Genomic DNA, 21175 nt, shown 5'->3' with positions numbered 1-21175 from the left:
GCGCAGCGGCCGCTCCGGCGGCAGAGCGCGCCGGCACGCCGCCGATCGCGGCGCGGCTCGCGCCGTGGAAGCTCAGCCCGGCGCAAGCGGCGGCCGCCGCCGAAGCTCTCCGCTATATCGAGCGCGACGATATGCGCATCTTACGATCGCGGCGGCGTTTCCGCCCGCCCGGTCCGCTCGGCCGGCGGCGTCCGGGGTGCGCAACGGCCGCCGGGGACCCTGGATTCGGCTCGCCGCGCATCGGGGAGCCGCTGTCGCCGTTCAACCGGCTGCCCGCTCCGCCCGCGCCAATCGGGCCTTTTCTGCTCTGGGCGGTTACGGGTGCGGGCAAAACCGAAATGATATTCCCGCTTATCGAGTCGGTCCGGATGCGGGGGGAGCGGGTACTGGTGGCCACGCCGCGGCGCGACGTCGTGCTGGAGCTCGATCCGCGTCTTCGCCGCGCGTTCCCGCATGAGAAAGTCGTCACGCTGTACGGCGGCAGCCCGCAGCGTTGGGAGGATGGCGATATTGTGCTGGCGACCACCCATCAGCTTTTTCGTTTTCAGCACGCTTTCGAGCTGGTCGTGATCGACGAGCTCGACGCGTTTCCCTATCATAACGATCCGCTGCTGCATTACGCGGCGGCCAAAGTATGCAAGCCGGGCGGCCGCACCGTGCTGCTGTCGGCGACGCCGCCGGCCGGACTGCAGCGTGCCGCAAGGCGGGGCAAGCTGCCGCACGCCAAAGTGCCGGCGCGTTTCCACCGCCATCCGCTGCCGGTCCCGGCGACGATCCGGACGCCGCCGGTCGGCCGGCTGATCCGGCAGCGGCAATTGCCCGCCCGGCTTGCAGCCGCGATCCGGGCGTCGCTTGACCGCGGCGCGCAGCTGTTTCTGTTCGTCCAGCAAATCCGCCACATCGATCCGCTTGTCGGCTTGCTGCGCCAGACGTTTCCGGACGCGGCGATCGACGGGACCTCGTCCAAGGACACCAAGCGCGCCGAGAAAGTCAGGCTGTTCCGCGAATGCGCCATACGCCTGCTGGTTACGACCACGATCCTGGAACGGGGCGTAACGGTGCCGCGAAGCGACGTCTTTATTCTGGATGCGGACGGGCGGCTGTTCGACGAAGCCTCGCTCGTGCAGATGGCGGGCAGGGCGGGCCGCTCGCAGGACGATCCCGCCGGCCGGGTCTATTTCTGCGCTCCGGAGCGGAACCGGGCGCAGCGGCTGGCGATCCGCCACATTACCGGCATGAACAAGCTGGCGAAGCGCCAAGGATATTTGAACGATGGAAACGGCAGCGGGGAGGGGAGATAACGTGACCTTACCTGGGACCGCCGGAACCGGCGGAGGCGTGCGCGAATGGGGGAGGAGGGCGCTTGAGGCCGCTGTCTCCCTGCTGTCTCCGGCTCCTTTCGCCTGTTTGGTTTGCGGCCGGCATTACCGCTTTGCCAGCGGCGCTGCGGCTGCCGCCGGTCCGGCAATATCGCATCGCCTGTGTCCGGATTGCCGGGACTCCATTCCCTGGGTCGGGCGGATCGTCTGCCCGGTCTGCGGGCGGCCGGAAACATGCGGCGATTGCGCGCGCCGCGAAGACCCGGCTTTCATTTGCAGCCGCAGCGCGGTCACGTACGACGAGACGATCCGAAGCTGGATCGCGCAATACAAATACCGCGGCCATGAAGCGCTCGGCGCCGTGTTCGGCGATATGATAAATATCGCCTTTACCGGCTTGCGCCGCGAGTTGGAGCGCCGCGATCCCGCATTCCGGTTCGACGCGGCCGTTCCGGTGCCGCTCAGCATGGAAAGGCTGCGCGAGCGCGGATTTAACCAGGCGGAGCAGCTTGCTTCGGCAGTGGCCGGGCGGCACGGCCCGCCGCTCGCCAGACTGCTGATGCGGACCCGCGACAGCGGCAAGCAAAGCGAGAAATCGCGGATGGAACGGATTCGCGGTACGCGCAATCTGTTCGCCGCCGACGAAGCAGAGTTTGCAGCGCTGATCGCCCGTGTCCAGGCCGCGGCCTTCACCCGTTCCGGCGGCAGGACGGCCGGCGGCCGCTCTGCCTTCTCCCGCTCGCCCGGCGGCCGATCGCAGTTCGCGGCCGATCATTCAACCGGCGCCCGCCCGGTCATCCTGCGTCTTCTGCTCGTCGACGATATCTATACGACCGGCAGTACGGTGAATGCGTGCGCGGCCGTTTTGAAAACCGCTGTTGCGCATCGTTATCCCGGGATCCGTCCGGAAATTTATGTGCTGACGCTGGCCCGCTCCTGACGGCGGTTTCCAAAATGCGGATATCAAAAAAATAAGGTATAATGCCGATAGAACGAATATAGTATCTTTTTCGCGCCTGAAAGGGGGCATTACAGTGGAACTCGATAACTGTCCTCGCTGCGGGAAGGTATTCGCCCGAAATTTTCGCGATATTTGTCCGGCCTGCATTAAAGAAGTCGATCAGGAATATTCCCGGTGCGCGGACTATTTGCGCCAGCACAAAGGCGCTACGATCCACGAGCTTTCCGAAGCGACCTCGGTATCCATCAAGCAAATTACGAAGTTTATCAAGGAAGGCCGGATATCGCTCGTCGGCGCGCCGAATATGGGATATCCGTGCGAAGTGTGCGGCTTTATCATTCGCGAAGGCAACATATGCGGAAGCTGCCGTTCGCGTCTGCAGAAAGATTTGAGCAAAGTGAAGGAGGCGGCGGACAAGGAGACGGAGGAAGCCGTCAGACTAGCCGCATACCGGATAAAAGGTAACAAGCAGGACTGAAGTTGGCAGTTATTGCGACAATTCTATAAATTCTCATACCCATATGCCGATAAATACTCATATAGAGTTCATCGGCTTTTTATTTACGGCGAAGCCGCTTCCGCCTGATCGCCGAGTGAGGAGGGATACGAATGAAAGTGAACGAAACGCAGCGGATTCAATTAATGAATATTTATCAGAAGCATCACGAGCAGCGCGTCGGCGATGCGGGACGCAAGCGGCAGAAGGACGAAGTGCAAATTTCCGCGGAAGCCCAGGAAATGCTGTCCTTCAGCCGCGCGAACGGCGAGAACCGGGCGCAGTTGATCGAAAATTTGAAACAGAAGGTTGAATCGGGAACGTACCATGTGGATGCCGGCAAGATTGCGGAGAAGATCTGGCCATACATCCAGTCGAATTCGAAACTATAGAAAACGGGTGATCGTCCGTGTCATTTCGCGAGCTGTTGGCATCGCTGGAACAATTGCATGCGCAATATGCGCGGCTTCTTGAGTTGGGGGCGGCGAAGAAAGATCAGGTTATCCAGAACCGGTTGAACGAGCTGATGGCGACGACGGCCAAAGAATCGCGAATCATCAAGCAAATTGTAGAAAGCGAACGGGCCTGCCGCCAGTGGATGAAGCAATTTCAGCAGGATATGAGCGTACGGCCGAAGCTGCGCATCACCCTGTCCGAAATTGAACGGATGGTTTTCTCCGTCGAGGAAAGGCAGCAGTTGGCCGCCATTCGGCAAAAGCTGGCGGACGTTACCGAATCGCTTAAACGGGTGAACGAAATCAATCAGCAGTTGATTCGGCAGTCGGTCTCTTATGTCGAGTTTTCGCTCGATTTGCTGGCAGACGCCCCGGAAGAAGTGACATATAAAAATCCGGCGTTGGACCAAGGAAAGCGGCAATGGAACGGAATGTTCGATACGCGCGCTTGAGCGCCGAAGGAGGGTAACGGATGAGATCCACTTTTATGGGATTGGAAACGAGCAAACGGGCGCTTCTGACACAGAGCACTTCGCTCCACACGCTCGGACACAATATTGCCAACGCATCGACAACAGGCTATACCCGCCAGCGCGTCAACGTAGCGGCAACAAGGCCGATCGAAGCGTTCGGCATGATGAGAAGCAACGCCCCCGGACAAATCGGCACAGGGGTGCAGCCGGTTAACATCGAGCGGATCCGGGATTCGTATATCGATATGCAGTACCGGCGGGAAAATCAGAGGCTCGGCGCCTGGGAGGTGTACGATGCGACGCTGCAATCGATCGAGAAGATCGTCAACGAGCCGACAGACAGCGGACTGAGCGCGGTGATGGGGAAATTTTGGAACTCGCTTGAAGTGCTGAACCGCGATCCGTCTCTGCTCAGCGCGCGGATCGATCTGATCGGCACGGCGGTAAACCTGGTCGAAACGTTCAAGCATATGGACACCTCGTTCAAGACGCTCGCAAGCGACATCGCCGCCAACATTGACAAGAAGGTCGCCGAAGCGAACGGATACATCGCCAACATCGCACAATTGAACGATACGATCCGGCGCATGGAAGCGCTCGGCGATAATGCGAACGACTACCGCGATCAACGCGACCTGCTGATCGACAAGCTGTCGTCCATCGTCGATGTTCAATATGCGGAGACGGCGGACGGAATGGTCAATATCGTTGCCGCCGGCGTGCAGGTGGTGAACGGTACCGAAGCGGCGGAACTGACGGCGGACAATGCGGCGACCGCCACGGAAGGCGCGCTGGCCGGCTATCGGTGGGCGCAGGCGGATGTCGCGAAGGTCGTCGACCAGCTGAACGCGATGGTCGATACGCTCGTGAACGGCAAGGTTGAGATTACGCTCGCGAACGGTTATGTCGCCAGCACGGACATGACTGCGCTCAATGACGTGACGCTTGAGGACGGCACCGTCATACCGGCCGGTCAAAACATACCGGCAGGCTCGCGCATCGCATCCGAAGTTCGCCTGGAAGTGAACGGCTTCAACGGCGTTCACAAGCTTGGCTATACCTTGTCCGACCCCGCAGAGTCCGGCATTGCGTTCTTTACGACATCGGACGGCAGCGCGACGTTCACGATGGAAAATATTCGCGTCAATCCGGTCGTCGCGAACGATACGAGCAAAATCGCCGCAGCAGGCAAATACGATGTCGTAAACGGTTCGCCGGTGACGATCAAAGGAAACAGCGACATTGCGTTGGCGCTGGCGGGTCTCCGGGATAAAGTATTCAATTACCCGGCAGATATGACCTCGCTGACCAGCGGTACGATCGACGATTATTTCCGCGCTTTTACAGGGGATCTCGGAACGAGGGCCAGCGACGCCGCCCGCAACTTGCATAACCAGTTGAATATGGTAGATGCGGTCGAATATCGGCGGCAGTCGGTCAGCGGCGTTTCGCTGGACGAGGAGCTGGCCGATATGATCCGTTTTCAACATGCCTACAATGCGGCCGCGCGCAATATGACGACCGTGGATGAAATGCTGGATCGCATCATTAATCAAATGGGGCTTGTAGGCAGATAAGGAGGCTTGAACGATGCGCGTAACGGGGATGATGCAAAACACCCAGTTGTTGAAGAATTTGCGCAACACGAACGCCGGCATTATCGACTGGCAGAACAAATTGTCAACCGGCCAGCGCATTCAGAAGCCGTCCGACGATCCCGTCGGTATCGGGTACCAGATGCGGTATGACACCGAATTGAACCGTTCGGAAGAGTTTCTGGAAAATGCGCGTACGGGCCTCGGCTGGCTCCGGACGATGGATTCGCTGATGCAGCAGGCGAGCGATGTGCTGAAGCGGGCCCGCGTGCTGACGCAGCAAGCTTCCACCGGGACGGTTCCCGAAGATGCGCGGAAGCAGATCGCGGCGGAAATCCGCCAGCTGAAAGAGCAGATGATAGCTATCGGCAACAGCGACTACGGCGGAAGATATTTGTTTAACGGCCAGAAGACCGATCAGATGCCCTATTCCCTTACGAACGCTGCGAACGATCCTACGGACAAAGGCGTCTACTTCCTGAACGTCAGCCCGTCCGTGACGGTGCCGGTCAGCATTACAGGCGAGCAAATTTTCGGTGAAGCCGGTTCGCCGGACAACGTGTTTCAAGTGCTGGACGACATCGCCACCCATCTGGAGGACAACGATCAGGACGCTATTCTGGGCGATCTGGCCCGCATCGACCGGAGCGCGGACCGCATCGCGATTGCCTGGGCGGAAATCGGGGCGCGTACGAACCGGTTCGAGCTGGTCGAAAACCGGATTCTGGACGAGCAGATCGGGCTCAAGCAGCTTCGTTCCGAAGTGGCGGATGTGGATATGTCCGAAGCGATCATCGAGTTGAAGCTGAAAGAAAATGTGCTGCAAGCGGCATTGTCGACCGGGGCGCGGATTATGCAGGTTTCGCTGGTCGATTTTATCCGTTAGGCGGATGAGCGGTGAGCATGATGGACGTTACCGTCAGATATTATGCGGCTGATATGACCATCAAAACCCGCAACCCGGATATCGAGGTGGATTGGCGTCCCGTATGGGACAGCATCGGGCTGGAAAATCCGCTTTCCGAGATGAGGGGCAGAATGGCGAGAGAAAGCTCGCAAGCGGCGGAGACGATCGCGCAAATCGCCCGCGATGGCGATCAGGTTGCGCGGAGCGTCACGACGGGAGAGCGCAACGTATTTGGCCGGCTGGCATCCGAGAAGTTTCAACGCGAGCGGATCGTGCAGACCGAGCTTACGCTCATGCCGGATACGATGCCGATCTTCCATGTGACCGTGTACAAGCCGGAAATTCATATCGAGCCCCGCATGCCGGAAGCGGTGCCGTCCGACAGGCAAACCCGCGTAAATCTTCAGCCGCTGCAATCCAATCCAGGCGCTTCCATCGACATGCGGGTGTGACAGCAGTCACCGATGAGGCGCGGAAAGGCTTTGAAACATGATAACGATTAACAGTGCCGTGTATGGTCGGATGAACGTCGAAGACAATCAACTGTATCATTTTCCCCAAGGCATCGTCGGCTTCTCGGCCATCTCCCGATATGCGCTTGTGCCTTTTGAAAATACCGATTTCTTCGTTCTGCATGCAACGGAGGAAGATGTCAGCTTCATCCTGGTTCCGGCGGCCAAGGCGAAGCGGGAATACGCTTTTGAAATTGACGAGGATACCGTTCGCATGCTGGATATCGAGCATCCTGAAGAAGTGGCGGCTTTTTTCATCGTCAATATTGTGGGTGACATTCCGTACATCAACCCGAAGGCGCCGGTGTTGATCGTGCCCCGGTCGCAGAAGGGTTGCCAGTACGTTCTCACGCAATCCGCTTACCCGATTCGGGAGCCTCTCCGAATGGAAGGTGCCTCGTCATGCTAGTGCTCAAGCGGAAGGTCGGAGAAGTGATCAAGATCGGCGACGACATCGAGCTGCATGTGCTCGACGTCGAAGGGGAAGTGATCAAGCTCGGATTTGTCGCGCCGAAAACGGTATCCATTATGCGATCCGAGCTGTACGAAGCGATACGCCGCGAGAACATCGAGGCGGTCGGACAGAACGGCAAAGCGCAGCAGCTGCTTCAGCTTCTGGGCCGCAAGTCTGAAGATCAATCAACATAATGGAAAGAAGGGATCACCTTGCTGGGTGCAATCAACAGGCTGGATGGAGCCAACCGTGATTGGAGCCAGGCGATGAACCCCGCATCAACGAATTCCACAGAAGAATCGCCCGCAGATCTGAAAGAAACCGGAGTCGAAACCGGTGAAGGGAATGGCAAAGGGAAAGACCGGCTGCTCAAGGAACTGGAAAAGCTGAACGAGCAGATGAGATCGACAGGCAAGTCATTCCGGTTCAAATACAGTGAAGAAGCGGAGCAGTTCTACGTGCAGATTATCGATACCAGGTCGCAGGAAGTCATTGAATCGATACCGCCGGAGCATATGATCGAATTGTCGGCCAAATTGAAAGAGCTGATCGGCATCTTCGTCGACAAGAAGCTTTGATTTGCCTGAATTATATTTTGATGAAAAAGGGTGAACCGCAATGGGAATCAGTATCTCCGGTCTGGGTTCCGGACTCGATACGGCGCAGATCATTTCCGACCTGATGACGCTTGAGCGTCAGCCGTATATCCGTCTGGAAACGAGCAAAAAAAATCTGCAATCCGAAAAGTCTATTTTCCAGTCGATCAATACGAAGCTCAACACACTCAAAACCGCTGTCTCCGACCTGCTGCTGAACGCGAACTTCAATCTCGTATCCGGCAAGAGCACGAACGAGGGCGTCGTGAAGCTGAAGACAGCCGAAGGAGCGTCCACGGGGAATTATAATATCGCCGTAACGCAGCTTGCGCAGAGCCATTCGGTGAAGTCGGGCGAGGTGGATACTGGCGGCACCGATTTGTTGAACAAAACATTCGAGATTACATATGGCGGAAGCACAATCAAAATAGAAACGAATCAACTGGCATCGGGCAGCAAAAATGCGGAAGCATTGGAATACATCAAAAACCAGATCAACTCGCAGAACACCGGGCTGACGGCCGCGGTTGTATCCGTTTCGGACACCAAAAAGGTGCTTGTGCTGACGTCAAAAGAGACAGGCGAACAAAACAAAATGGTGCTCAGCGGCACCGGTGGCATTTTGCTGGGAGGGGACGCGCTGGGAGCATTAGGCATTACGAATGTTGGTCCGAAAGGCGCGGGCTCAAACACGATCCAGGATGCGGCTGACGCCAAGCTTACAGTCAGCGGCGTCTCGATTACCCGCAGCTCCAACACTATTAGCGACGTTATCGACGGCGTAACGTTGGAGCTTGTTGCGGCCGGTTCGTCGCAAGTAACGGTTGCCCGCGATATGGATAAAGTTGCCGAAAAAATCGATGCTTTCGTCAAAGCGTACAACGATGTCGTCAACACCGTGCGCAACAACTTGTCCAAGCCTGCAGACGCAACCAAAATGAATCCGCTGCAGGGCGATTCGGTACTGAAGACGATCAGCAACGAGTTGTATAACCTTTTTACGAGTGCCACCAACTTAACCGATGGTTACAAGATGATGGCGGAAATCGGTCTGGAGATCGATAAAGGGATTACGAAAGGAAGTTTGATGACCGGCACCATTACGTTTGACAAGGAAAAATTCAAAGAGGCGTTCAGTAAGGATCCGAACGCTGTCATTGATTTGTTTAAACATAATGAGAATGGCATTATGAAAGCGATGGATAATCGCCTCCAAGAATGGACAAGCTCCGTTAACGGTTTGATCACCTCGAAAATCAAAGGCTACGACTCCGAAATCGGCATGATCGACGACCGTATGGAAGCGATGGACAACCGCCTTCAACTGAAGTATGAACAATTGAAAAAACAGTTTACGGCGATGGAAGTCGCTCTGTCAGGACTGAAAAGCCAGCAAAGCTGGCTGACGAGCCAGCTTGCCTCGCTGACCGCCCTGACGCAGGCCAACAAAGGTTAAACGCTCGGCTGAAGGAGATGAGCAGCAATGCATATGCCCAACTATGCGGGATATCAATCGTACAATCGGAACAGGTTTGAAACCGCATCTCCTCATCGTCTGATTCTGATGCTGTTTGAGGGCGCCCTCAAATTTGCCGGGCAAGCGGAAAGGGCGATCGAGAAACGCGATATATCCGGGGCGAATCAGGCCATCCAGAAGACGCAGTCTATCATTTACGAACTGATCTCGTCTCTTGATCTGAAGCAGGGAGGGCAAATTGCCGTCAATCTTCAATCGCTTTATTTCTATATGATTGATTGCCTCGTCGAGGCAAACATGCGCAAGGATTTGGAAAAACTGCGCGAAGTGACGGACATGCTGACCAGCATCAAGTCGGCCTGGGAGCAGATCGGAAAGGAAGTTGCGCTTGGACAGGGATAATCACCAGGATGATGTATTGCAATGTTATCGCGACATGAAGTCGATCATGCTTCATCAGCTCGCACTACTTCAAAATTCCAACGATGAAGAAGCGCTGCAGCAATTTGCGGCGCTTTCCGTTCAGTATGGCCGGAAAATGGAGGAGTTGTCCGATAGGGAGCCTTATCAGAGGAATGAAGAGATCCGCGAGCTGCTAGCCGAAATGGAACGCTATGCCGATGAGATGGAACAGCTTCTTCAACGCCGGATCGACGTTACGGCTCATGCGCTGAAGCATACGGTTACACAGCGAATGGCCGTCCGTTCCTACGGCAATATGGATTTCCAGGATGCGGTCCCGCTCTATTTTGACCAAAAACGATAATTTCATCTGCATAGACTATAAACAATGCATTTCCACATTCCGATATATATAATGTAGCCGCAAGGAAGCGGCTTCAATACCCATATCATGGAGGATGAATAGCATGTCGATGTACATCAACACGAACGTGGCGGCAATCAACGCTCACCGCAACCTTGCTGCCAACAACACGCAAATGGGCAAGACGATGGAGAAACTGTCTTCCGGCTACCGGATCAACCGTGCGGCCGACGACGCGGCTGGCCTTGCCATCTCTGAGAAGATGCGCTACCAGATCAACGGTCTGAATCAGGCTCAGCGCAACGCCCAAGACGGCATCTCCCTGCTGCAAACGGCAGAAGGCGCGCTGACGGAAGTTCATTCCATGCTGCAGCGTCTGAACACGCTAGCCAACCAATCCGCGAACGGCACCTATGCACAGGAAGACCGCAAAGCACTCCAAGACGAAGTCGATCAACTGCTCTCGGAAATCGACAATATCGCGAAATCGACAAAATTTAACGGCATTTCGCTTCTGAGTGCTTCCAAGAGCGTGACGTTCCAGATTGGCGTTGAAAAAGCAAATACCTTGACCGTTTCCCTGAAATCGATGGCAAAATCCGCTTTGGGTATTAGCGGGCTTGCAATCAGCACACAAGCAAAAGCACAAAGCGCACTGGCGAAGATTAAATCTGCAATTACCAAAGTTTCTACGCAACGCGGCAAACTTGGCGCCGTTCAAAACCGTCTGGAGCACACGATCAACAACCTGGGCGTAACGGCCGAGAACCTGGCTGCATCCGAATCCCGTATTCGCAACGCCGACATGGCAAAAGAAATGACGGAATTCACCCGCAACCAAATTCTCGTGCAAGCCGGTACGGCTATGCTTGCGCAAGCTAACGCAATGCCGCAGGGCGTGCTCAAACTTCTCGGCTAATAAGCGTCCGGGGATCATGAAACCCATCCATATACTGGATGGGTTTTTTCTATACAGAATCAGGGGGGAAATGCCGATAAAGAAGATATAAACAAAAAGGTGTGGTGAACGTGCGGTTTCGGGTAGATGACACACTTGAACATTACGCAGTAGCGAATGAACAGGATATTCAGTCCGTATGGGAGACGGTCAAGAACAAGTTGAATGATAACAGTCGCTATATCTCGCAAGTCTCTTTTGATGGCGTCATGCAATCGGCAGATTACGAATCGATTCTGTTCTCTCGCTATGGAGAAATTAATGAAGTCCAAATCGTATCTGTATCCGAGGAGCAATTGATCGGAGAAACACTAACAGAAATCCGGACGTATAGCGTTAAAATTATCAATGCGTGCGATTCGATTGGCAACCTGTTCTACGGCGATCCGTCAGTCGAGCAATGGGATATGGCCCGAACGCTCCTGGAAGCGGTGGAATGGGTGATTCAATCGTTAAGCGGCATCGCCAATCTGCTTAGCAAGTATCCGGAACAAGTGGCTTATGTACGATATTTGGAGGAGTCGATACGCTCGTTGAACGATAACTTGTCCGCTCTTCGGTCAGCGATGGAATCTGAAGATTATACAGCTGTAGGAGATGTAATGAAATACGAATTGGCCGATACATTCAAACAGTTGGAGTCTGTGATTTTGGCGAGCGGGTGAGAGACGATGAGAAAATATGCAGCGGATAATTTGATGGCATTGCGAAACCACTATCCGAATTTGTATCAGTTCATCCGCAATCGGGAAAGAGACGTTGAACATTATTTTCATGTCCTTTCGAAATCCGGCATGGCTAACTTGGAGATCGACCGGGCCGGAAACCGGACGGCGCTGTACAGCAGATACAATCCACTGGAAGAAACGGCGCGCTGGCTCGAGATGAATGCCGATCAGATCGGCCAATCCAGACATATTCTTATTTTCGGTTTCGGACTCGGCTATCATATTGAAAGAGTAATCGAACAATATCCTGACCGAACCATTCATATTATAGAGCCTGATGTCGAACTGTTTGTTGCCGCGCTCGAAGCGCGCGACTTGACGCATATATTCGCTTCACCTTGCATTGGCATTTTCGCAATAGGCGGCGACGAGTCGACGAACGTCCATTTCATCCAAGCCGTTAAGTCATATATTACTGATTCGTTTTGTTCGTTGTTTTTACCGGTTTATTCGCGGCTATACGCCAATGAAGTGTCGGATTTTACGAAGAAATTCCGGGAAGTAGTGCTGGCGGAGAGAACGAATAATGCAACCCAGATTATATTCAAGCGGGAGTGGCCGGAAAATATCATTTTAAATCTGCCTAAGACGATCGAAAGTAAACATTTGCGCAATCTTCAGGGACATTTCCGGGACATGCCGGCGATCGTAGTCGGTTCTGGTCCATCTCTGGATCAGGATATAGAACTTGTCCGTCAACTGCAGAACCATGTTCCGATATTTGCTGCAGGTTCCAGCATACAGGGATTGCTGGAAAGAGGAATTAAGCCGCATATGCTCGTATCGATCGACGGTAGTGAAAAGAATTTCGAGGTTTTTCGAGATCTAGATGTCTCGCAGATTCCGTTTGTGTATGCCTCATATATTAAACACAAGATTATACAGGAACTAAATCACAATCTGTATCATGTGTTTATTTCTTCGGACACGATAACGAGTCATCTTTTTCATAATGATACGGCTCCAGATCAATTTGTCTCGACTGCTTCTGTTACGGGTACTGTCATTCAAGTGGCCATTTTTCTTGGTTTTTCCAAACTGATCTTTGTCGGACAGGATCTTTCGTATCCGGGGAATAACCGCTATTCCAAAGGCGTCGACCATTTTACGAAAGAAGAGCTGGAAAGGTTCGATCAGCACGCTACTGAAACAGTGGAAAATGTGACCGGAGGAACGAATCCGAGTAGCCTTCCGATGGTCGAGACGCTGCGAAATATTGAAAGTCTTATTGCTTGCTACAACGAAAAAATCGAATTCATCAACGTATCTCAGATCGGTGCCGCCATCAAAGGAACGTCCTGGGCGAGACTGGAAGATCTGATGGTTCAGTTGCAATCGTATAGCTTAAATGCGGAAGCTTTCCAGCAGTCGTTGCAGGCCAAGGCTGCCGGTTATTCCTCAGAAGAGAAACGTGCAATGGTAGACAGACTCCACAAGTGTATGCAAGAGCTGAAAGCGACGGGTAAAAAAATCGACAAGCTCATGGATATATTTGAACAGCTTCAAGACGCAGCAACATCAGGCGTGAACAAAATCGCTACATTACTCCAGAATATCGATAAACAATGGAACGCGATTACCCGAAATCCGATATTTGATCCTATTTACGGTTTTGTGCTGCAGGCCGAAATTCCGATTTACGCAAGACGCGTACCGGAGATCGTGGCCTGTACGGATCTGAAGCGAAAAGCGGAGTTGGTGCTAAAACATCTGGCCCCGCTTGTAGCGACCATGAAGAAGGACACGGAATTTTTATCTGTTCTGTTCGAGCAGGTGGAACCTGAACTGACGGCAATCGCAACATAATCAAGGAGGCTCGAAAACCAATGCACAGCTTTAAACGAGTATTAGTAACGGGTGCGGACGGCTTTATCGGGTCTCATTTGACAGAGACGCTCGTCCGCGCGGGATACAATGTCAGAGCCTTCGTTTATTACAATTCGTTCAACTCCTGGGGCTGGCTCGATCAAAGTCCGGAGGAGATCAAACGTGAACTGGACGTATTTGCGGGAGATATCCGGGATGCGCACGGGGTGATGACGGCTGTCAAAGGATGCGATGCGATTTTGCACCTGGCGGCATTAATCGCCATCCCCTATTCGTACCATTCTCCCGACACCTATGTCGATACCAATATCAAGGGAACCTTGAATGTGCTGCAAGCCGCCCGGTCTTTTGATGTCTCTAAAGTCATACATACTTCGACAAGCGAAGTGTATGGCACGGCGAGGTACGTTCCGATTACGGAAGATCACCCACTTCAGGGACAATCGCCATATTCGGCTTCCAAAATCGGGGCAGACCAGCTCGCATTGTCGTTCTACCGATCGTTTGACACCCCGGTAGGCATTATTCGCCCGTTCAATACATATGGGCCGCGTCAATCGGCACGGGCCGTCATTCCGACGATTATAACCCAATTGGCGGCAGGCCGGCGTCAAATCAAGCTTGGGGCGGTACATCCGACTCGTGATTTCAATTATGTTCGAGATACGGTTGCCGGTTTTATCCGCATGCTGGAATCCCCCTCTGCCATCGGGGAAGAAATCAATATTGGCAGCAATTATGAAATTTCCATTGGCGACACCGCGAAGCTTATCGGGGAAGTGATGGAACAGGAAGTCGAAATCGTCAGCGACGAAATACGTCTCCGCCCTGAGAAGAGCGAGGTTGAACGGCTGTGGGCGGACAATTCGAAGGCTAAGCGGCTGTTGGGCTGGGCTCCGGAATATGGAGGTAGGGAAGGCTTGAAGCAAGGGCTACGGGAAACGATCGAATGGTTTACGAATCTGGACAATCTTCGGCGGTACAAAACGGACCGATATAACATGTAGCTCGCTTGGAGGGATTCTCATGGACGTTGACACATTCCCGCAAAGATTCGTTGAGCTGCTCAAGCGGGCGTTGCCGGATCGTGACACTTTTACCGCTTTGCATCAGCCGTCATTCGGGGGGCGCGAATGGGAGTATGTAAAAGATTGCCTGGACACAGGCTGGGTTTCCTCTGTCGGCCAGTATGTCGACCGTTTTGAACGGAATCTGGCCGAATTTACAGGTTCCCCTTATGCGGTCGCTGTCGTGAACGGAACGGCGGCCTTGCACATCTGTTTCGTGTTGGCGGGCGTTAAAGCGGGAGACGAAGTGATCGTACCGTCTTTAAGTTTTGTCGCGACCGCCAATGCCGTCGCTTATTGCGGCGCCATTCCGCATTTTGCCGATGTCGCAAAGGGGACGCTGGGGCTCGATCCGGACAAGCTGAAGCTGCATCTGCAACATATTGCGGAGCTTCGCTCAGACGGGCATACCTATAATCGCGAGTCCGGCCGGCGGATTGCGGCCATCGTCCCGATGCACACGTTCGGCCATCCGGTAGATTTGGACCCGCTTATAGAACTGTGCGCGCAATATCGCATTCCGCTTGTTGAGGATGCTGCCGAGTCGCTTGGCTCCTATTATAAAGGAAAGCATACGGGCACATTCGGGAAATTGGCCGCATTAAGTTTTAACGGCAACAAAATTATAACGACCGGAGGCGGCGGCGCCATTCTGACCGGCGATCCGGAACTGGCCAAAGCTGCCAAACATTTGACGACGACAGCGAAGCTTCCTCACCGCTGGGCATTCTGGCATGATCGGGTCGGATACAATTACCGGATGCCCAACCTGAATGCGGCGCTCGGATGCGCCCAACTGGAACAGCTCCCGCAATTATTGAATCGCAAACGAAAACTGGCCGAACGTTATAAAGAGACATTCGCAGCATTCGAAGGCGTTGACTGGTTTGAAGAGCCGCAGAATGCGAAAAGCAATTATTGGCTGCAAGCCGTACTGCTGGACCCGGCGCTTATTCATGCAAGGGACGACATACTGGATCTGACCAACCGGGAAGGATTAATGACAAGGCCGGTGTGGACGCCGCTGCACCGGCTTCCGATGTATGGCGATTGTCCGCGAATGAATCTGGACACGTCTGAAGAGTTGGAACGCAGAATCATCAATATTCCAAGCGGACCGGATTTAATCCGGGAATGAGAAGGGAAAGCGGATGAGGAAAATTTGCGTTGTGACCGGCTCACGGGCAGAATATGGGCTGTTGTATTGGCTGATGAGAGAGATACAGGACGATCCGGATTTGCTGCTTCAACTGGTTGTAACCGGAATGCATCTGTCGCCTGAGTTTGGACTGACCTATCAACAAATTGAAGCGGATGGCTTCACGATCGATGCGAAGGTGGAGATGCTCCTGTCCAGCGACACGCCTGCCGGCCTGACCAAATCGATGGGCCTGGGGCTGATCGGATTCGCGGACGTGTTTGAGCGATTGAAGCCGGACATCGTCGTCATTCTCGGCGACCGTTTTGAAATGATGGTCGTCGCCCAAGCCGCAATGGTGGCGAATATCCCCATCGCTCATCTTCATGGCGGCGAGAGTACCGAAGGGGCATTCGATGAAGCGATCCGGCATTCGATAACGAAGATGTCTCATCTTCATTTCACATCTACGGAGAAGTACCGGGAACGTGTCATCCAGTTGGGAGAGCAGCCCGACCGCGTTTTCAACGTAGGCGCAATCGGACTGGACAATATTCATAAATTGCAGCTGCTTAATCGCGAACAGTTGGAAGAAGCGATCGGTTTTCAACTCGGAGAATGTTGTTTTCTCGTCACTTACCATCCTGTTACGTTGTCTTCCCGTGATTCTCGCCGTCAAATGGAACAGTTGCTTGAGGCTTTGGATCATTTCCGGCAAGTCAATATCATTTTTACAAAGCCGAATGCCGATACGGATGGCCGGATTATCGCCGAATTGATTGACGAGTACGTAACCCGCAACAGCCGGCGTGCGATATCCTTTGTTTCAATGGGGCAGCTGCGCTATTTAAGCGCGCTGCGGTATGTCGATGCGGTGATCGGGAATTCGTCCAGCGGAATTATCGAAGCGCCGGCTTTTAAAAAACCGACGGTTAATATTGGACCGCGACAACAGGGGAGAATCAAAAGCCCGTCTGTTATCGATTGCGGGGAGACGGCGGATGAAATCATAGCTGCGATAAATTTGGCGTTCTCGGAGGAGTTCCAATCCCGATTAAGCGGCAGCGAATCGCCGTATGGCGACGGCAACAGCGCCCCGAGAATCAAGGAAGTGCTGAAAACATTTCGTCTTGAAGGCATTTTACATAAAACCTTTTATGATTTGAGCAAATGAAAGGGTCATCGTGTGAGGGAGGTAGTCGAATGGGCTCGGTTTTTGTCATAGCGGAAGCGGGGGTCAATCATAACGGCTCATTGGACTTGGCTCTGCAATTGATTGAGAAGGCCGCCGAAGCGGGAGCGGATGCCGTCAAATTTCAAACCTTCCGTGCGGATACGCTGGTTACTCCGAGGGCTCGGAAAGCGGAGTATCAGCAGCAAACGACAAATTCAAATGAATCGCAGTATGAAATGCTGAAGCGGCTGGAACTTGACCGGGAATCCTATCCATTGATTGTAGAGCATTGCCGGAAAGCGGGAATCGAGTTTATGTCGACTCCCTTTGACGAGGAGAGCCTTCACTTTCTGGCCGATGAGTGCGGCGTGAAACGAATCAAGCTGCCGTCCGGAGAGATAACGAACGGTCCGCTTCTTCTTGCAGCCGCCAGAAAGGGCTTGCCGATCATACTATCAACCGGAATGGCAACGTTAGGCGAGATCGAGACTGCCCTGATGATACTGGCCTACGGCTACCTGAACCGGTCCGGGAAGCCGGACGGTCAAAGCTTGCTGGAAGCTTTTATCTCCGAACAAGGCCAAGCCGCTCTGCGGGAGCGTGTCACCTTGCTGCATTGTACAACGGAGTATCCCGCTCCGCTGCGTGACGTGAATTTACGTTGTATGGACACGATGGCCGAGGCGTTCGGAGTACCTGTCGGTTACTCGGACCATACCGAAGGGATTGCCGTTTCTTTGGCGGCTGCAGCCCGAGGGGCGGCCGTTATCGAGAAGCATTTTACACTGGACCGTCAATTGCCCGGGCCCGATCATCAAAGCTCGCTGGAACCCGGCGAGATGGCCGAAATGATCAAAGGGATTCGCACGATCGAGCTGGCGCTTGGCAGGAAATATAAATTTCCTGCACTGTCGGAACTGGCAAATCGTGTCCCTGTGCGCAAAAGCATCGTTGCGGGTCAAGATATCGCTGCAGGAGACGTGTATCACGACGGCAATCTTGCCTTGAAACGTCCGGGAGACGGCATATCCGCCATTCGCTACTGGGATTACCTGGGAAAAAAGGCGGATCGCCCCTACCGCAAAGATGAACAGATCGATTCTTGAGGGAATAGCACATGAACGAGCATTTGCCTGTAGCGATCATTGGAGGCGGCGGTCACGCCGAAGTGGTGTGGGACGCACTTCAACTGTGCGGACATCGAATCATTGGCTTCGTTGCGCCTCAGTCCAAGGGCTGCGCGTTGCATGCCAAAATCCCCTGGCTCGGTTCGGATGAACATTTTTGCAACCGGTATAACAACCGGGAAGTTCTTCTTGCCAACGGGATTGGAACGGTAAGGGCCGAAGGATTGAGGGACCAAATCTATCAGGCTTACCGTTCAAGAGGTTATCGTTTTATTACGGTTGCCCATCCGGGAGCGATCGTTTCCGGACATGCCGTCATCGAGGAGGGCGCACAAATTATGGCCGGGGCCGTTGTGCAATCCGGTGCTGTCATTGGAGAGAATGCGATCGTCAATACGCGTTCCTCGGTCGATCATCATACGAGGATCGGACGAAGCGTTCATATCGCTCCCGGGGCTGTTGTTTGCGGAAACGTCGAAATCGGTGCGGCGGCTTTTATCGGGGCCGGCGCTACGATCGTTCAGGGTATTTGCATCGGACAGGCGGCTACTGTAGGAGGGGGAGCTGTGGTCATCCGAAACGTTCCCGACGGCGTTACGGTTATGGGCAACCCGGCAAAGGAGTCGACATCATGAACAAATGGGAAGCGCTATTGCTGCAACCAGATGCGACAATATTGGATGCATTGAAAAAATTGAATGAAGGGGCCAAACAGATCGCGTTAATCGTCGGCAATAACAACGTATTGCTCGGCACCGTCACGGACGGAGATATTCGAAGAGGCATACTGAAAGGCATTTCGTTTACATCCTCCGTTTCCAATGTTATGAATCCGAATCCTGTCGTAGCGCGAACGATGGATGACCAGGATACGATACTGGCCTTGATGGCCAATCGCCGGCTGCACCAGCTTCCGATCGTTAACGAGAACGGCCAATTGGTGGACATAGTATTTCTGGACGATTATTTGCGGCCGCAGAGAAGAGAAAACTGGGTCGTATTAATGGCAGGCGGACTCGGAACGCGGCTGGCGCCGTTAACCAATGACTGCCCCAAGCCATTGTTGAAGGTCGGTTCCAGACCGATTCTGGAAAACATTCTGAACAGCTTTATTGCCAATGGCTTTTATCAATTTTATATCTCGGTCAATTACAAAGCGGAAATGATCATGGATTATTTCGGAAACGGGGACAAGTGGGGCATTCAAATCCGGTATTTGAAGGAGGATAAACGGCTCGGGACGGCCGGAGCGCTCAGTCTTCTGCCGGAACGTCCGGCGGAACCGGTCATTGTTATGAACGGCGATTTGTTGACCAAAGTCAATTTTGCCCAAGCTCTTCAGTTTCATCTGGATCACAGGGCAAGTGCTACGATGTGCGTGCGGGAATATGAATACCAGGTTCCCTACGGTGTGGTGAAGTTGGACAATTACCGTCTCTATGCCATGGAAGAGAAGCCCGTCCAGCGCTTTTTTGTCAGCGGAGGAATATATATTCTCGATCCGGAGGCCTTGAATTACATTCCCGAAAACACGTATTTCGATATGCCTTCCCTGTTCAATACGCTAATCGGGCAAGGCAAACATACCGTTGCATTCCCGATCCAAGAGTACTGGATGGATATCGGAAGGATGGATGACTTCAACCAGGCCAATCTGGAGTTTCACGAGGTGTTCAAATCAGACAGCGAGGGGCTGCTATGATAAAGGATAAATCGGTTTTGGCGCTAATTCCAGCCAGAGGCGGATCGAAAGGAATTGTACGCAAAAATTTGCGCGACGTAGCCGGAAAACCGCTTATTGCCTGGACAATTGAACAAGCCAAACAATCCAAGTATATCGATAGGTTGATTTTGTCGTCCGATGATCAGGAGATCATATCCGTTGCTAAGGAATGGGGGTGCGAGGTTCCGTTCGTTCGACCGGATCATTTGGCGCAGGATGATTCCCTCACGATCGATACCATCATACATGCAATAGATCATTTGCCGAATTACGATCTTATCGTCTTGCTGCAGCCAACCTCACCATTACGAAATGCGGAAGATATTGATACATGCATCGAGATTTGTTTGGAGAAACAAGCGAAAGCTTGCGTTTCGGTTTGTGAAGCTTCCAAGAGCCCTTTTTGGATGTTCACATTAGATCAGGAGCAAAAAATGAAGCCGCTTATCCCTTTTGAAAACGAACAGACCAATCGGCACAATCTACCTAAAGCCTATGTTTTAAATGGTGCGGTTTATGTAAGTTATACCGATTGGGTCTACCGGAACAAATCCTTTTTTGGAGATGAAACCGTCTCCTATATAATGCCGGCGGAGAGATCAATTGATATAGACAGCGAGATTGATTTGAGAATGGTGGAGTGGTTGCTGTCGCAGCAACCTGACGCAAAGTGAACGGTAATCGGCTACTCATTTAGATTTTGGGCGGAAAAACTACATGTTTCATGAGAATCCTGCCAATTCCATTATGGTTGATAAACGGCAAAGGAAACAACAAACAAGGTTGTTTTCTAATGGATTGTTCTCCCTGCGGAATAGAGACAGCCGGGATCGGGCTCTTGCCTTACTGGCGAAAATGCAGGGAGATTCTGCCGTTAGGAAATGAAGGGGAATTGGGTGAATCATACATATTTCATGATTGCTGAACAAACAGGAGGGATGGCTTACCACTACGCCATCTCTAACTGAATTCGCTTTCAAATTAATGTTTGACATTTTTATGACAACCATGTATATTCACAGTGTGGGCGCTACATATAGAAGTCTCACAGCTATTTGATGATGAAGGGAATGTTTACACATGCAAGGTAAAGTAAAATGGTTCAATGCAGAAAAAGGCTACGGATTCATTGAGACGGAGCAAGGCGGCGACGTATTCGTGCATTTCTCCGCAATCCAGGCCGAAGGCTTCAAGACGCTGGAGGAAGGCCAGGCTGTTGAATTCGATATCGTGGAAGGCGCTCGCGGTCCGCAAGCTGCAAACGTAGTCAAGCTGTAATCATCCGGCTGTATTGGCCCAGATATAGATGATGCGTTAGATTGACCGAACCGTGAACCAAGCCCCTGGCGACAGGGGCTTTTTTGACATATCAGAATTTATAACTTTTCGGGTGAAGTTCAGGCTTCATCCATTTCGTTTTTT

The 21175-nt window shown here is 53.1% G+C and carries 25 protein-coding genes; all 25 read left to right on the top strand.

Annotated elements, in window-relative coordinates; all coding sequences use genetic code 11:
• A partial coding sequence (locus ABEV74_RS19200) for a helicase-related protein (protein ID WP_430148571.1) occupies window positions 1-1301 on the top strand: 1301 nt, incomplete at its 5' end.
• Between the two features lies 1 nt (window position 1302).
• Window positions 1303-2259, top strand: coding sequence for a ComFC family protein (locus ABEV74_RS19195; RefSeq protein ID WP_430148568.1), 957 nt, complete (start codon window positions 1303-1305; stop codon window positions 2257-2259).
• A gap of 94 nt (window positions 2260-2353) precedes the next feature.
• Window positions 2354-2758 (top strand): TIGR03826 family flagellar region protein, encoded by a 405-nt coding sequence (locus tag ABEV74_RS19190; protein WP_430148565.1) that lies wholly within the window; start codon window positions 2354-2356, stop codon window positions 2756-2758.
• Window positions 2759-2889: 131 nt separating this feature from the next.
• Complete coding sequence (flgM, locus tag ABEV74_RS19185; RefSeq protein ID WP_430148562.1) at window positions 2890-3168, top strand: flagellar biosynthesis anti-sigma factor FlgM; 279 nt, start codon at window positions 2890-2892, stop codon at window positions 3166-3168.
• 17 nt (window positions 3169-3185) lie between these two features.
• The gene (locus tag ABEV74_RS19180) at window positions 3186-3683 is read left to right on the top strand and encodes a flagellar protein FlgN (RefSeq protein WP_430148559.1); all 498 of its coding nucleotides are present in this window, start codon (window positions 3186-3188) and stop codon (window positions 3681-3683) included.
• A gap of 20 nt (window positions 3684-3703) precedes the next feature.
• A complete protein-coding gene (flgK, locus tag ABEV74_RS19175) occupies window positions 3704-5281 on the top strand; it encodes a flagellar hook-associated protein FlgK (RefSeq protein ID WP_430148556.1) in 1578 nt (525 codons plus the stop codon).
• Between the two features lie 13 nt (window positions 5282-5294).
• A complete protein-coding gene (flgL, locus tag ABEV74_RS19170; protein WP_430148553.1) occupies window positions 5295-6185 on the top strand; it encodes a flagellar hook-associated protein FlgL in 891 nt (296 codons plus the stop codon).
• Window positions 6186-6202: 17 nt separating this feature from the next.
• Window positions 6203-6658 carry a DUF6470 family protein gene (locus ABEV74_RS19165; RefSeq protein WP_062490312.1) on the top strand — a complete coding sequence of 152 codons (456 nt, stop codon included), beginning with the start codon at window positions 6203-6205 and terminating at the stop codon, window positions 6656-6658.
• A gap of 37 nt (window positions 6659-6695) precedes the next feature.
• Window positions 6696-7127, top strand: coding sequence for a flagellar assembly protein FliW (fliW, locus tag ABEV74_RS19160; RefSeq protein WP_062490313.1), 432 nt, complete (start codon window positions 6696-6698; stop codon window positions 7125-7127).
• Complete coding sequence (gene csrA, locus ABEV74_RS19155) at window positions 7121-7366, top strand: carbon storage regulator CsrA (protein WP_062490314.1); 246 nt, start codon at window positions 7121-7123, stop codon at window positions 7364-7366. Before fliW ends, csrA begins: the two co-directional genes overlap by 7 nt.
• An 18-nt stretch (window positions 7367-7384) precedes the next feature.
• The gene (locus ABEV74_RS19150; protein ID WP_213528188.1) at window positions 7385-7750 is read left to right on the top strand and encodes a flagellar protein FlaG; all 366 of its coding nucleotides are present in this window, start codon (window positions 7385-7387) and stop codon (window positions 7748-7750) included.
• A gap of 40 nt (window positions 7751-7790) precedes the next feature.
• Window positions 7791-9224, top strand: a complete 1434-nt coding sequence (gene fliD / locus ABEV74_RS19145) for a flagellar filament capping protein FliD (protein ID WP_430148550.1) — start codon at window positions 7791-7793, stop codon at window positions 9222-9224.
• A gap of 27 nt (window positions 9225-9251) precedes the next feature.
• The gene (fliS, locus tag ABEV74_RS19140) at window positions 9252-9647 is read left to right on the top strand and encodes a flagellar export chaperone FliS (protein WP_430148547.1); all 396 of its coding nucleotides are present in this window, start codon (window positions 9252-9254) and stop codon (window positions 9645-9647) included.
• Window positions 9634-10011: a hypothetical protein gene (locus ABEV74_RS19135; RefSeq protein ID WP_430148544.1), complete on the top strand. Its 378-nt coding sequence runs from the start codon at window positions 9634-9636 to the stop codon at window positions 10009-10011. Before fliS ends, ABEV74_RS19135 begins: the two co-directional genes overlap by 14 nt.
• 103 nt (window positions 10012-10114) lie before the next feature.
• Window positions 10115-10930, top strand: a complete 816-nt coding sequence (locus ABEV74_RS19130) for a flagellin N-terminal helical domain-containing protein (protein WP_430148541.1) — start codon at window positions 10115-10117, stop codon at window positions 10928-10930.
• 110 nt (window positions 10931-11040) lie between these two features.
• Window positions 11041-11634, top strand: coding sequence for a DUF8042 domain-containing protein (locus ABEV74_RS19125; RefSeq protein ID WP_430148538.1), 594 nt, complete (start codon window positions 11041-11043; stop codon window positions 11632-11634).
• A gap of 6 nt (window positions 11635-11640) precedes the next feature.
• On the top strand, window positions 11641-13503 hold the full coding sequence (locus ABEV74_RS19120) for a motility associated factor glycosyltransferase family protein (RefSeq protein WP_430148535.1): 1863 nt from the start codon (window positions 11641-11643) through the stop codon (window positions 13501-13503).
• A gap of 20 nt (window positions 13504-13523) precedes the next feature.
• Window positions 13524-14531: an NAD-dependent 4,6-dehydratase LegB gene (locus tag ABEV74_RS19115; RefSeq protein WP_430148532.1), complete on the top strand. Its 1008-nt coding sequence runs from the start codon at window positions 13524-13526 to the stop codon at window positions 14529-14531.
• 19 nt (window positions 14532-14550) lie between these two features.
• Complete coding sequence (locus ABEV74_RS19110) at window positions 14551-15729, top strand: LegC family aminotransferase (protein ID WP_430148529.1); 1179 nt, start codon at window positions 14551-14553, stop codon at window positions 15727-15729.
• A 13-nt stretch (window positions 15730-15742) separates the two neighbouring features.
• Window positions 15743-16903: a UDP-N-acetylglucosamine 2-epimerase gene (gene neuC / locus ABEV74_RS19105; protein WP_430148526.1), complete on the top strand. Its 1161-nt coding sequence runs from the start codon at window positions 15743-15745 to the stop codon at window positions 16901-16903.
• Window positions 16904-16932: 29 nt separating this feature from the next.
• Entirely contained in the window at window positions 16933-18009 is a 1077-nt protein-coding gene (gene neuB / locus ABEV74_RS19100) for an N-acetylneuraminate synthase (RefSeq protein ID WP_430148523.1), read from the top strand.
• A gap of 11 nt (window positions 18010-18020) precedes the next feature.
• Window positions 18021-18665, top strand: coding sequence for an acetyltransferase (locus ABEV74_RS19095; protein ID WP_430148520.1), 645 nt, complete (start codon window positions 18021-18023; stop codon window positions 18663-18665).
• The gene (locus ABEV74_RS19090; protein WP_430148517.1) at window positions 18662-19732 is read left to right on the top strand and encodes a nucleotidyltransferase family protein; all 1071 of its coding nucleotides are present in this window, start codon (window positions 18662-18664) and stop codon (window positions 19730-19732) included. Before ABEV74_RS19095 ends, ABEV74_RS19090 begins: the two co-directional genes overlap by 4 nt.
• Window positions 19729-20427 carry an acylneuraminate cytidylyltransferase family protein gene (locus ABEV74_RS19085; RefSeq protein ID WP_430148514.1) on the top strand — a complete coding sequence of 233 codons (699 nt, stop codon included), beginning with the start codon at window positions 19729-19731 and terminating at the stop codon, window positions 20425-20427. The genes ABEV74_RS19090 and ABEV74_RS19085 overlap by 4 nt, the downstream gene beginning before the upstream one ends.
• Before the next feature lie 406 nt (window positions 20428-20833).
• On the top strand, window positions 20834-21031 hold the full coding sequence (locus ABEV74_RS19080) for a cold-shock protein (protein WP_015847290.1): 198 nt from the start codon (window positions 20834-20836) through the stop codon (window positions 21029-21031).
• Window positions 21032-21175 lie beyond the last annotated feature (144 nt).

The sequence above is a fragment of the Paenibacillus cisolokensis genome (assembly GCF_050481165.1).
Taxonomy (GTDB): Bacteria; Bacillota; Bacilli; order Paenibacillales; family Paenibacillaceae; genus Paenibacillus_AH; species Paenibacillus_AH cisolokensis.
This window is presented reverse-complemented; position numbering and strand designations above follow the sequence as displayed.